Source organism: Salmonella sp. NW884 (genome assembly GCF_051700745.1).
Classification (GTDB): Bacteria; Pseudomonadota; Gammaproteobacteria; order Enterobacterales; family Enterobacteriaceae; genus Salmonella; species Salmonella enterica.
In genome coordinates, this window is sequence record NZ_JAMMDE010000011.1 from 123,779 (window position 1) to 136,249 (window position 12,471).

The window sequence follows — 12,471 nt, forward strand, 5'->3', positions numbered from 1 at the left end:
AGATAAAGTTCTGCTATGCTTTTTTAAGTCCGAATCGCCACTCAACGCGTTATTTGGTTGAACAACTGTTGGTTTCCAGCGCCATTTTGTGGTATAAAGCGCGCCGGACTTCCGATCCATTCGAAGACTACACACGATGGACGGGAGCGATAAATCTCACTTTGTGTAACAACACACACGTATCGGCACATATTCCGGGGTGCCCTTTGGGGTCGGTAATATGGGATACGTGGAGGCATAACCCCAACTTAATCTATAGAGGTTTTAAATCATGGCAACTGTTTCCATGCGCGACATGCTCAAGGCTGGTGTTCACTTTGGTCACCAGACCCGTTACTGGAACCCGAAAATGAAGCCTTTCATCTTCGGCGCGCGTAACAAAGTTCACATCATCAACCTTGAGAAAACTGTACCGATGTTCAACGAAGCTCTGGCTGAACTGAACAAGATCTCTGCTCGTAAAGGTAAAATCCTTTTCGTTGGTACTAAACGCGCTGCAAGCGAAGCGGTGAAAGAAGCTGCTAACAGCTGCGACCAGTTCTTCGTGAACCATCGCTGGCTGGGCGGTATGCTGACTAACTGGAAAACAGTTCGTCAGTCCATCAAACGTCTGAAAGACCTGGAAACTCAGTCTCAGGACGGTACTTTCGAAAAGCTGACCAAGAAAGAAGCGCTGATGCGTACTCGTGAGCTTGAGAAACTGGAAAACAGCCTGGGCGGTATCAAAGACATGGGCGGTCTGCCGGACGCTCTGTTCGTTATCGATGCTGACCACGAGCACATTGCTATCAAAGAAGCGAACAACCTGGGTATCCCGGTATTTGCTATCGTTGATACCAACTCTGATCCGGACGGCGTTGACTTCGTTATCCCGGGTAACGATGACGCAATCCGTGCTGTTAGCCTGTACCTGGGCGCTGTCGCTGCAACCGTTCGTGAAGGCCGTTCTCAGGATCTGGCTTCCCAGGCGGAAGAAAGCTTCGTAGAAGCCGAGTAATAAGGCTTGATAACTCCCTAAAATAGTTCGAGTTGCAGGAAGGCGGCAAGCTCGAGAATTCCCGGGAGCTTACATCAGTAAGTGACCGGGATGAGCGAGTGAAGGCAACGCGCCTGCGGCTCGAAATATGAAGGGGAGAGCCCTTATAGACCAGGTAGTATCACGTTTGGTTAGGGGGCCTGTATATGGCCCCCTTTTTCACTTTTATATCTGTGCGGTTTGATGCCGGGCAGATCAAATCTTTCGAGGATTTTAGAATGGCTGAAATTACCGCATCCCTGGTAAAAGAGCTGCGTGAGCGTACCGGCGCAGGCATGATGGATTGCAAAAAAGCGCTGACTGAAGCGAATGGCGACATTGAGCTGGCAATCGAAAACATGCGTAAGTCCGGCGCTATCAAAGCGGCGAAAAAAGCAGGCAACGTGGCTGCTGACGGCGTAATCAAAACCAAAATCGACGGTAACGTCGCTTTCATTCTGGAAGTTAACTGCCAGACTGACTTCGTGGCTAAAGATGCTGGCTTCCAGGCATTTGCTGACAAAGTGCTGGACGCCGCTGTTGCTGGCAAAATCACTGACGTAGAAGTTCTGAAAGCGCAGTTCGAAGAAGAGCGCGTTGCTCTGGTTGCGAAAATCGGCGAGAACATCAACATTCGTCGCGTCGCTTCCCTGGAAGGCGACGTGCTGGGTTCTTACCAGCACGGTGCGCGCATCGGCGTTCTGGTTGCCGCTAAAGGCGCTGACGAAGAGCTGGTTAAGCAGCTGGCGATGCACGTTGCGGCAAGCAAGCCGGAATTCGTTAAGCCGGAAGACGTGTCTGCTGACGTGGTAGAGAAAGAGTACCAGGTACAGCTGGACATCGCGATGCAGTCCGGTAAGCCGAAAGAAATCGCAGAGAAAATGGTTGAAGGCCGCATGAAGAAATTCACCGGCGAAGTTTCTCTGACTGGTCAGCCTTTCGTCATGGAACCGAGCAAATCTGTTGGCCAACTGCTGAAAGAGCACAACGCTGACGTGACTGGCTTCATCCGCTTTGAAGTGGGCGAAGGCATTGAGAAAGTCGAGACTGACTTTGCAGCAGAAGTTGCTGCGATGTCTAAGCAGTCCTGATTTTCCTGAGGAGCCGCCTGAGGGCGGCTTCTTTTTGCGCCTCTCTTGTAAAATCAGCCGACGCCTGGCGTTTGCGCTGAAATGCGACGTACAATGTCGCCGGAATTAACTCATATCAATCGTTGACAGTCTCAGGAAAGAAACATGGCTACCAATGCAAAACCCGTCTATAAACGCATTCTGCTTAAATTAAGCGGCGAAGCTCTGCAGGGTACGGAAGGCTTCGGTATTGATGCAAGCATACTGGATCGTATGGCTCAGGAGATCAAAGAACTGGTTGAACTGGGTATTCAGGTTGGTGTGGTGATTGGCGGTGGTAACCTGTTCCGTGGCGCGGGTCTGGCAAAAGCGGGGATGAACCGCGTTGTGGGCGACCACATGGGCATGTTGGCCACCGTCATGAACGGCCTGGCAATGCGTGATGCGCTTCACCGCGCCTATGTGAACGCCCGCCTGATGTCGGCAATTCCTTTAAACGGCGTGTGCGACAACTACAGTTGGGCCGAGGCGATTAGCCTGCTGCGTAATAACCGTGTTGTGATTCTGTCTGCAGGTACGGGTAACCCGTTCTTCACTACCGACTCTGCGGCCTGTCTGCGCGGGATCGAAATTGAAGCGGATGTCGTACTGAAAGCGACCAAAGTGGATGGTGTATTCACTGCCGATCCGGCAAAAGATCCTTCCGCGACCATGTACGATCAGCTGACCTACAGCGAAGTGCTGGATAAAGAGCTGAAAGTGATGGATCTGGCGGCGTTCACGCTGGCTCGTGACCACAAACTGCCGATTCGTGTTTTCAACATGAACAAACCGGGCGCGCTGCGTCGTGTGGTGATGGGCGAAAAAGAAGGGACGTTAATCACGGAATAATTCCCGTGAGCGCCAAATACGGGTAAGATTCTGTTCTATTGACGGGTCTTATTACCTGGCAGAAATTAAACGAGACTATACTTAGCACATCTTTATATTGTGTGACCGTCTGGTCTGACTGAGACTAGTTTTCAAGGATTCGTAACGTGATTAGCGATATCAGAAAAGATGCTGAAGTACGCATGGAAAAATGCGTTGAAGCGTTCAAAACCCAAATCAGCAAAGTGCGCACGGGTCGTGCTTCTCCCAGCCTGCTGGATGGTATTGTCGTAGAATACTATGGCACTCCGACCCCGCTGCGCCAGTTGGCAAGCGTAACGGTAGAAGACTCCCGTACCTTAAAAATTAACGTGTTTGACCGTTCTATGGGGCCAGCCGTTGAAAAAGCGATCATGGCGTCAGACCTCGGTTTGAATCCAAGCTCTGCGGGCACCGACATTCGCGTTCCGCTGCCGCCGCTGACCGAAGAACGTCGTAAAGATCTGACGAAAATTGTCCGTGGCGAAGCGGAGCAGGCGCGTGTCGCCGTTCGTAACGTCCGTCGTGATGCGAACGATAAAGTAAAAGCTCTGCTGAAAGATAAAGCGATCAGTGAAGATGACGATCGTCGCTCTCAGGAAGAAGTACAGAAAATGACCGACGCGGCAATTAAGAAAGTTGATGCGGCGTTGGCAGATAAAGAAGCAGAACTGATGCAGTTCTGATTGATCTGTACGCAGATATAAACTCATTCCACCGCTAACCTGGCGGATGAGTGGTGTACAAAGCGCCGCGCAGAAGACATTATCAGGTCTCCTGTGCGGCGTTTTGCTTTTTATTCCGTTTCAACACTTCTGGACGTTTCATGAAGCAATTAACCATTCTGGGCTCGACCGGCTCTATTGGTTGCAGCACACTGGACGTGGTGCGCCATAATCCTGATAGCTTCCGCGTTATCGCGCTGGTGGCGGGTAAAAATGTCGCCCGCATGGCGGAGCAGTGCCTGGAGTTCTCGCCGCGTTATGCCGTGATGGACGATACGTCGAGCGCAGAACAGCTCAAAATAATGCTTCAGCAGCATGGCAGCCGCACCGAGGTTCTGAGCGGTCAGCAGGCTGCCTGTGAGATGGCGGCGCTTGATGAGGTCGGGCATGTGATGGCGGCCATTGTGGGCGCGGCTGGTTTACTGCCGACCCTGGCGGCGATTCGCGCAGGGAAGACGATTCTGCTGGCGAATAAAGAATCGCTGGTGACCTGCGGGCGGCTGTTTATGGACGAAGTAAAACGCAGCAACGCCCGGCTTTTACCCGTCGATAGCGAACATAACGCGATTTTTCAGAGTTTGCCGCAATCTATTCAGCATAATCTGGGATACGCTGACCTTGAGCAAAATGGCGTAACGTCGATTTTGCTTACCGGGTCTGGTGGCCCGTTTCGTGAAACGCCAATGTGCGATCTGGCAGCGATGACGCCGGATCAGGCATGTCGTCATCCGAACTGGTCGATGGGGCGAAAAATCTCCGTCGACTCCGCCACCATGATGAATAAAGGTCTGGAATACATTGAAGCGCGTTGGTTATTTAATGCCAGCGCACGTCAGATGGAAGTGTTGATCCATCCGCAATCGGTCATTCATTCGATGGTGCGTTATCAGGACGGCAGCGTCCTGGCGCAGCTTGGAGAACCTGACATGCGTACGCCTATTGCGCATACGATGGCATGGCCGAATCGCGTCACGTCCGGCGCGCAGCCGCTTGATTTTTGCAAACTCAGCGCGCTGACGTTTAGCGCGCCAGATTATCAGCGTTATCCGTGCCTGAAGCTGGCGATGGAGGCGTTTGAGCAAGGTCAGGCGGCAACGACGGCGCTCAATGCGGCAAACGAAATCACCGTTGCCGCGTTTCTGGCGCAACAGATTCGTTTTACCGATATCGCCGGGCTCAATTTAGCGGTGCTGGAGAGGATGGATTTACAGGAACCGGCAAGCGTTGAGGACGTATTGCAGGTTGACGCCATCGCGCGTGAAGTAGCCAGAAAACAAGTGATACGGCTCTCACGCTGACGATTATCCCGCGACAGAAGATCGTGCTATTTGTTAGCGTTGGGCTTCGGTGATATAGTCTGCGCCACCTGATCGCAGGTTTTTGGCTTTTTTCGGTCAGGTTAGCCGTGGTTTTACACGGCTTTTTTGTGGATACACAAAATCATTCAGGACGCATCGGGACGGCAGGCGGATACGTTCCCGGCGTGCGCAGACAGCGCACGACAGGGGCGATGACGCGCAGTCATTCGCGAAGCGAACCGAAGAGAATGTGTATAAAGGCTTCAGTATTCCTGAGTACCGCTAAATCCTTTCAGGGACAAAAACGCGTTATGTTGTCTGCAACTCAACCAGTAAGCGAAAATTTGCCAGCGCATGGCTGCCGTCATGTTGCAATAATTATGGATGGCAATGGTCGCTGGGCGAAAAAGCAAGGGAAGATCCGGGCCTTTGGGCATAAAGCCGGAGCGAAGTCCGTCCGGCGAGCGGTCTCTTTTGCTGCCAATAACGGTATTGATGCGTTAACGCTGTATGCCTTTAGTAGTGAAAACTGGAACCGACCAGCGCAGGAAGTGAGCGCGTTAATGGAGCTGTTTGTGTGGGCGCTGGATAGCGAAGTCAAAAGCCTGCACCGCCATAACGTTCGCCTGCGTATTATCGGCGATATCAGCCGATTCAACTCACGTTTACAAGAACGTATTCGCAAATCAGAAGCGCTTACCGCCCATAATACGGGTCTAACGCTGAATATCGCTGCGAATTACGGCGGACGTTGGGATATTGTCCAGGGAGTCCGACAACTGGCGGAACAGGTGCAGGCTGGAGTGCTGCGCCCCGATCAGATTGATGAAGAGAGACTAGGCCAGCAAATCTGTATGCATGAGCTGGCGCCTGTGGATTTAGTAATTAGGACTGGGGGAGAGCATCGCATTAGTAACTTTTTGCTTTGGCAAATTGCCTATGCCGAACTTTACTTTACGGATGTTCTTTGGCCCGATTTCGATGAACAAGACTTTGAAGGTGCGCTGCATGCCTTTGCTAATCGAGAGCGTCGTTTCGGCGGTACCGAGCCTGGTGATGACAAAGCCTGATGGGGGTTGCTTTTGCTGAAGTATCGCCTGATTTCTGCTTTTGTGTTAATACCCGCGGTCATCGCTGCGCTTTTTTTATTGCCGCCGGTGGGGTTCGCTATTATTACGCTGGTTGTCTGTATGCTGGCCGCGTGGGAATGGGGACAGTTAAGCGGTTTTGCCGCGCGTTCACAGCGGGTTTGGCTGGCGGTGCTGTGTGGTCTGTTATTGGCGCTGATGCTATTTTTGTTGCCTGAGTATCATCACAACATTCGTCAACCGCTGGTTGAGATGTCGCTTTGGGCATCGTTAGGATGGTGGGTTGTCGCGCTACTGCTGGTGCTATTTTATCCCGGTTCGGCGGCAATCTGGCGCAACTCAAAAACATTGCGTCTCATTTTCGGTTTGTTAACTATTGTGCCATTTTTCTGGGGCATGCTGGCGCTGCGCGCCTGGCACTATGACGAGAATCATTACAGTGGCGCAATATGGCTACTCTATGTCATGATCCTGGTCTGGGGAGCGGATTCTGGCGCGTATATGTTTGGTAAATTGTTTGGCAAACATAAGCTGGCGCCGAAGGTTTCCCCGGGTAAAACCTGGCAAGGGTTTATCGGCGGGCTTGCTACGGCTGCCGTGATCTCATGGGGTTACGGTATGTGGGCGAATCTGAATGTTGCGCCTGTTATCTTGCTGATTTGCTCTGTGGTGGCGGCTCTGGCTTCTGTACTGGGCGACCTCACCGAGAGTATGTTTAAGCGCGAAGCAGGAATTAAGGATAGCGGCCACTTGATTCCAGGCCATGGCGGCATTCTGGACCGAATTGACAGCCTGACGGCTGCCGTACCGGTCTTTGCTTGCCTGTTGTTACTGGTGTTCAGGACGCTCTAACGGAAGGTTTTATGCTGAGTATTCTCTGGAATCTGGCTGCATTCATCATCGCACTGGGCGTGCTGATCACTGTGCATGAATTTGGTCATTTCTGGGTTGCCCGGCGCTGCGGTGTGCGAGTTGAGCGCTTTTCCATCGGTTTTGGCAAAGCGCTCTGGCGTCGTACCGATCGGTACGGCACCGAGTATGTCATCGCCCTGATCCCGCTGGGCGGCTACGTCAAAATGCTGGATGAGCGCGCCGAACCGGTAGCGCCGGAATTGCGTCGTCACGCCTTCAATAACAAAACGGTGGGCCAGCGCGCCGCAATTATTGCCGCAGGTCCGGTTGCGAACTTCATTTTTGCTATCTTTGCTTACTGGCTGGTCTTTATCATCGGCGTCCCTGGCGTTCGTCCGGTCATTGGCGAAATAACGCCCAACTCGATTGCTGCGCAGGCGCAAATTGCGCCTGGTACGGAACTTAAAGCCGTTGATGGTATCGAAACCCCTGATTGGGATGCCGTGCGTTTACAACTGGTGTCCAAAATTGGCGATCAGCAGACGACGGTGAGCGTCGCGCCGTTTGGTAGCGACCAGCGGCAGGACAAAACGCTTGATTTACGTCACTGGGCATTTGAGCCTGATAAGCAAGATCCTGTATCTTCTTTAGGGATTCGGCCCCGCGGGCCACAGATTGAACCGGTACTGTCAGAAGTGCAGGCGAATTCCGCAGCCAGTAAAGCGGGTTTGCAAGCGGGCGACAGGATCGTTAAAGTCGATGGTCAGCCGTTAACGCAGTGGATGAAATTCGTGACGTTTGTACGCGATAATCCCGGTAAGCCGTTAGCGTTAGAGATTGAAAGGCAGGGGAGCGCCTTGTCGTTGACGTTAACGCCGGATACGAAATCGGTTAACGGAAAGGCGGAAGGGTTTGCAGGCGTGGTGCCTAAAATTATTCCTCTGCCGGAAGAGTACAAGACTATACGCCAGTATGGGCCTTTTAGCGCCATCCTCGAAGCCACGGATAAGACGTGGCAGTTGATGAAGCTGACGGTCAGTATGCTGGGTAAATTGATAACCGGTGATGTGAAACTGAACAACCTCAGTGGGCCGATTTCTATCGCTCAGGGGGCTGGGATGTCAGCGGAGTTCGGGGTGATTTATTACCTGATGTTCCTTGCGCTAATCAGCGTGAACTTAGGGATAATTAACCTGTTTCCGCTGCCCGTTCTTGACGGGGGTCATCTGCTGTTCCTGGCGATTGAAAAGCTTAAGGGCGGGCCGGTATCCGAGCGGGTTCAAGACTTTAGTTATCGCATTGGCTCGATTTTGCTGGTGTTGTTAATGGGGCTTGCACTTTTCAATGATTTCTCTCGGTTGTAAGAGAGTTAGTTAGGAAGAACGCATAATAACGATGGCGATGAAAAAGTTGCTCATAGCGTCGCTGCTGTTCAGCAGCGCCACCGTATACGGTGCTGAAGGGTTCGTAGTGAAGGACATTCATTTCGAAGGCCTGCAGCGAGTCGCCGTTGGTGCGGCTCTCCTCAGTATGCCGGTGCGCACAGGCGACACGGTTAATGATGAAGATATCAGTAACACCATTCGCGCTCTGTTCGCCACCGGCAACTTTGAGGACGTCCGCGTCCTGCGCGATGGTAATACCCTTCTGGTTCAGGTAAAAGAACGTCCGACCATTGCCAGCATCACTTTCTCCGGGAACAAGTCGGTGAAAGATGACATGCTCAAGCAAAACCTCGAAGCGTCTGGCGTACGTGTTGGCGAGTCTCTGGATCGCACCACGTTGTCTGATATCGAAAAAGGTCTGGAAGACTTTTACTATAGCGTAGGTAAATACAGCGCCAGCGTTAAGGCGGTCGTCACGCCGCTACCGCGCAACCGTGTTGATCTTAAACTGGTGTTCCAGGAGGGCGTATCGGCGAAGATCCAACAGATCAACATCGTCGGTAACCATGCCTTTAGCACCGAAGAACTCATTTCTCATTTCCAGTTGCGTGACGAAGTGCCGTGGTGGAACGTCGTCGGCGATCGTAAATACCAGAAACAGAAGCTGGCGGGCGACCTTGAAACCTTGCGCAGTTACTATCTGGATCGCGGCTACGCGCGTTTCAATATTGACTCCACGCAAGTGAGTCTGACGCCGGATAAGAAAGGGATCTACATCACCGTCAATATCACTGAAGGCGATCAGTACAAGCTTTCCGGGGTTCAGGTGAGCGGTAACCTGGCCGGACATTCCGCTGAAATTGAGAACCTGACGAAAATTGAACCGGGCGAGCTCTATAACGGCACCAAAGTGACCAAAATGGAAGATGATATCAAAAAGCTTCTGGGTCGCTATGGTTACGCCTATCCGCGCGTGCAGTCACAGCCTGAAATTAACGATGCTGACAAAACCGTAAAACTGCGCGTAAACGTCGATGCGGGCAACCGTTTCTACGTGCGTAAGATCCGCTTTGAAGGCAACGACACCTCAAAAGATTCCGTTCTGCGCCGTGAAATGCGCCAGATGGAAGGGGCGTGGCTGGGCAGCGACCTGGTTGACCAGGGGAAAGAGCGTCTGAACCGTCTCGGCTTCTTTGAAACCGTCGACACCGACACGCAGCGCGTTCCGGGTAGCCCGGATCAGGTTGATGTGGTGTACAAGGTGAAAGAACGCAACACCGGTAGCTTTAACTTCGGTATCGGTTACGGTACAGAAAGCGGCGTTAGCTTCCAGGCCGGCGTTCAGCAGGACAACTGGTTAGGTACCGGTTATTCCGTGGGGATTAACGGTACCAAAAACGACTACCAGACCTACAGCGAACTGTCCGTTACTAACCCATACTTTACCGTTGACGGCGTGAGCCTCGGTGGTCGTATCTTCTATAACGACTTCCAGGCGGACGATGCAGACCTGTCCGACTATACCAACAAGAGTTACGGTACGGACGTGACGCTTGGCTTCCCCATCAACGAGTACAACACGTTGCGTGCTGGTTTAGGATATGTGCATAACTCCCTGTCCAATATGGAACCGCAGGTTGCAATGTGGCGTTATCTGGCATCAATGGGTCAGTATCCGAGTACTAATGATCAGGATAATAGTTTTAGCACTGATGACTTCACCTTTAACTACGGCTGGACCTACAACAAACTAGACCGTGGTTACTTCCCGACGGAAGGTACGCGTATCAACCTGACGGGTAAGGTGACGATTCCGGGATCGGATAACGAATACTATAAAGCGACGTTGGATACCGCGACCTATGTACCGATCGATAACGATCATAAGTGGGTCATTCTGGGCCGTACCCGCTTTGGTTATGGCGATGGTTTAGGCGGTAAAGAAATGCCGTTCTATGAGAACTTCTATGCCGGTGGTTCCAGTACCGTTCGTGGTTTCCAGTCCAATACCATTGGTCCTAAGGCGGTCTATTATCCCTATAACCCTAAAAATTACGATGCTGATGAAGACTACGATTGCGCGACGCAGGACGGCGCAAAAGATATGTGTAAGTCGGATGATGCGGTAGGGGGTAACGCGATGGCGGTCGCCAGCCTGGAATTTATCACGCCGACGCCGTTTATCAGCGAGAAATATGCTAATTCGGTCCGTACTTCTTTCTTCTGGGATATGGGGACCGTCTGGGATACTAACTGGGATTCCAGCCAGTATTCTGGTTATCCGGACTACAGCGATCCGAGCAACATCCGTATGTCCGCGGGTATCGCATTACAATGGATGTCCCCATTGGGGCCGTTGGTCTTCTCCTACGCCCAGCCGTTTAAAAAGTACGATGGAGACAAAGCCGAGCAGTTCCAGTTTAACATTGGTAAAACCTGGTAATTGTTCACTGCAAAGGAATGCATTGGTAGTGTAGCGATGACTTTTGGCGATGCCCCCGGGGATCGCCAGGCCACGCAAAGAGCTGTACCTTCGGGTGCAAATGGGATGGTAAGGAGTTTATTGTGAAAAAGTGGTTATTAGCTGCAGGTCTTGGTTTGGCGATGGTAACGTCCGCACAGGCTGCTGACAAAATTGCAATCGTCAACATGGGTAATCTGTTCCAACAGGTTGCGCAGAAGACGGGTGTATCCAATACACTGGAAAACGAATTTAAAGGCCGTGCGGCTGAACTGCAAAAAATGGAAACCGATCTGCAATCTAAAATGCAGCGTCTGCAATCCATGAAAGCAGGTAGCGATCGTACTAAGCTGGAAAAAGACGTGATGTCTCAGCGCCAGACTTTCGCGCAAAAAGCGCAGGCTTTTGAGAAAGATCGCGCTCGTCGTTCCAACGAAGAACGCAACAAACTGGTGACTCGTATCCAGACTGCGGTGAAAAAAGTGGCTAACGACCAGAGTATCGATCTGGTGGTAGACGCAAACACCGTTGCTTACAACAGCAGCGATGTGAAAGACATCACCGCTGACGTACTGAAACAGGTTAAATAAGTAATGCCTTCAATTCGACTGGCTGACTTAGCAGAACAGTTGGATGCAGAATTACACGGTGATGGCGATATCGTCATCACCGGCGTTGCGTCCATGCAATCTGCAACAACAGGCCACATTACGTTTATGGTGAATCCTAAGTACCGTGAACACTTAGGTTTATGCCAGGCTTCTGCGGTTGTCATGACGCAGGACGATCTTCCTTTTGCCAAGAGCGCGGCGCTGGTAGTTAAAAATCCCTACCTGACCTACGCGCGCATGGCGCAAATTTTAGATACTACGCCGCAGCCTGCGCAGAATATCGCGCCAAGCGCCGTGATTGATGCGACGGCAACGCTGGGTAGCAATGTTTCAGTCGGCGCGAATGCGGTGATTGAATCTGGCGTACAACTGGGCGATAACGTGGTTATCGGCGCAGGCTGTTTCGTCGGGAAAAATAGCAAAATCGGGGCGGGTTCACGCTTGTGGGCGAACGTAACGATTTACCACGACATTCAGATCGGTGAGAATTGCCTGATCCAGTCCAGTACGGTGATCGGCGCGGACGGTTTTGGCTACGCTAACGATCGTGGCAACTGGGTGAAGATCCCACAACTGGGCCGGGTCATTATTGGCGATCGTGTCGAGATTGGCGCTTGTACCACCATTGACCGTGGTGCGTTGGATGATACTGTTATTGGCAATGGCGTGATTATTGATAATCAGTGCCAGATTGCACATAACGTCGTGATTGGCGACAATACGGCAGTTGCCGGTGGCGTCATTATGGCGGGTAGCCTGAAGATTGGCCGTTACTGCATGATTGGCGGCGCCAGCGTGATCAATGGGCATATGGAAATATGCGACAAAGTCACGGTAACTGGCATGGGTATGGTGATGCGTCCCATCACGGAACCGGGCGTCTACTCCTCAGGCATTCCGCTGCAACCCAACAAAGTATGGCGTAAAACTGCTGCACTGGTGATGAACATTGATGATATGAGCAAGCGTCTCAAAGCGATTGAGCGCAAGGTTAATCAACAAGACTAACGTTCCGCCTTGTAGTTGCCATTCTTTTCCGGCCTGTCACATTCATACG

General features: G+C 51.9%; 11 protein-coding genes. All 11 read left to right on the forward strand.

The features are described 5' to 3' along the window. Positions 1–271: 271 nt before the first annotated feature. The 11 genes from rpsB to lpxD all read left to right on the forward strand — a co-directional run bounded on the left by rpsB (position 272) and on the right by lpxD (position 12,422). Positions 272–997, forward strand: a complete 726-nt coding sequence (rpsB, locus tag NA197_RS19905; RefSeq protein WP_000246886.1) for a 30S ribosomal protein S2 — start codon at positions 272–274, stop codon at positions 995–997. 257 nt (positions 998–1,254) lie between these two features. Continuing rightward, positions 1,255–2,106 carry a translation elongation factor Ts gene (gene tsf, locus NA197_RS19910; protein WP_000808106.1) on the forward strand — a complete coding sequence of 284 codons (852 nt, stop codon included), beginning with the start codon at positions 1,255–1,257 and terminating at the stop codon, positions 2,104–2,106. Positions 2,107–2,250: 144 nt separating this feature from the next. Beyond that, on the forward strand, positions 2,251–2,976 hold the full coding sequence (gene pyrH / locus NA197_RS19915; RefSeq protein ID WP_000224567.1) for a UMP kinase: 726 nt from the start codon (positions 2,251–2,253) through the stop codon (positions 2,974–2,976). 146 nt (positions 2,977–3,122) lie between these two features. Next, positions 3,123–3,680 (forward strand): ribosome recycling factor, encoded by a 558-nt coding sequence (gene frr / locus NA197_RS19920; protein WP_000622423.1) that lies wholly within the window; start codon positions 3,123–3,125, stop codon positions 3,678–3,680. Between the two features lie 140 nt (positions 3,681–3,820). After that, positions 3,821–5,017 carry a 1-deoxy-D-xylulose-5-phosphate reductoisomerase gene (gene ispC / locus NA197_RS19925; RefSeq protein WP_000811905.1) on the forward strand — a complete coding sequence of 399 codons (1,197 nt, stop codon included), beginning with the start codon at positions 3,821–3,823 and terminating at the stop codon, positions 5,015–5,017. 311 nt (positions 5,018–5,328) lie between these two features. After that, the gene (ispU, locus tag NA197_RS19930) at positions 5,329–6,087 is read left to right on the forward strand and encodes a (2E,6E)-farnesyl-diphosphate-specific ditrans,polycis-undecaprenyl-diphosphate synthase (RefSeq protein ID WP_000947413.1); all 759 of its coding nucleotides are present in this window, start codon (positions 5,329–5,331) and stop codon (positions 6,085–6,087) included. A gap of 12 nt (positions 6,088–6,099) precedes the next feature. Further along, on the forward strand, positions 6,100–6,957 hold the full coding sequence (gene cdsA / locus NA197_RS19935; protein WP_000922422.1) for a phosphatidate cytidylyltransferase: 858 nt from the start codon (positions 6,100–6,102) through the stop codon (positions 6,955–6,957). Between the two features lie 11 nt (positions 6,958–6,968). Then, a complete protein-coding gene (gene rseP, locus NA197_RS19940) occupies positions 6,969–8,321 on the forward strand; it encodes a sigma E protease regulator RseP (RefSeq protein WP_000949017.1) in 1,353 nt (450 codons plus the stop codon). Between the two features lie 31 nt (positions 8,322–8,352). Continuing rightward, entirely contained in the window at positions 8,353–10,785 is a 2,433-nt protein-coding gene (bamA, locus tag NA197_RS19945; protein WP_001240936.1) for an outer membrane protein assembly factor BamA, read from the forward strand. A gap of 122 nt (positions 10,786–10,907) precedes the next feature. Then, on the forward strand, positions 10,908–11,393 hold the full coding sequence (gene skp / locus NA197_RS19950; RefSeq protein WP_000758966.1) for a molecular chaperone Skp: 486 nt from the start codon (positions 10,908–10,910) through the stop codon (positions 11,391–11,393). Between the two features lie 3 nt (positions 11,394–11,396). Next, a complete protein-coding gene (gene lpxD / locus NA197_RS19955; RefSeq protein WP_001139265.1) occupies positions 11,397–12,422 on the forward strand; it encodes a UDP-3-O-(3-hydroxymyristoyl)glucosamine N-acyltransferase in 1,026 nt (341 codons plus the stop codon). Positions 12,423–12,471 lie beyond the last annotated feature (49 nt).

Coding starts and splice junctions, on each gene's coding strand:
- pyrH (WP_000224567.1), top strand. CDS start 2,251: ATGGCTACCAATGCAAAACCCGTCTATAAACGCATTCTGCTTAAATTA.
- lpxD (WP_001139265.1), top strand. CDS start 11,397: ATGCCTTCAATTCGACTGGCTGACTTAGCAGAACAGTTGGATGCAGAA.
- ispU (WP_000947413.1), top strand. CDS start 5,329: ATGTTGTCTGCAACTCAACCAGTAAGCGAAAATTTGCCAGCGCATGGC.
- ispC (WP_000811905.1), top strand. CDS start 3,821: ATGAAGCAATTAACCATTCTGGGCTCGACCGGCTCTATTGGTTGCAGC.
- rseP (WP_000949017.1), top strand. CDS start 6,969: ATGCTGAGTATTCTCTGGAATCTGGCTGCATTCATCATCGCACTGGGC.
- tsf (WP_000808106.1), top strand. CDS start 1,255: ATGGCTGAAATTACCGCATCCCTGGTAAAAGAGCTGCGTGAGCGTACC.
- rpsB (WP_000246886.1), top strand. CDS start 272: ATGGCAACTGTTTCCATGCGCGACATGCTCAAGGCTGGTGTTCACTTT.
- bamA (WP_001240936.1), top strand. CDS start 8,353: ATGGCGATGAAAAAGTTGCTCATAGCGTCGCTGCTGTTCAGCAGCGCC.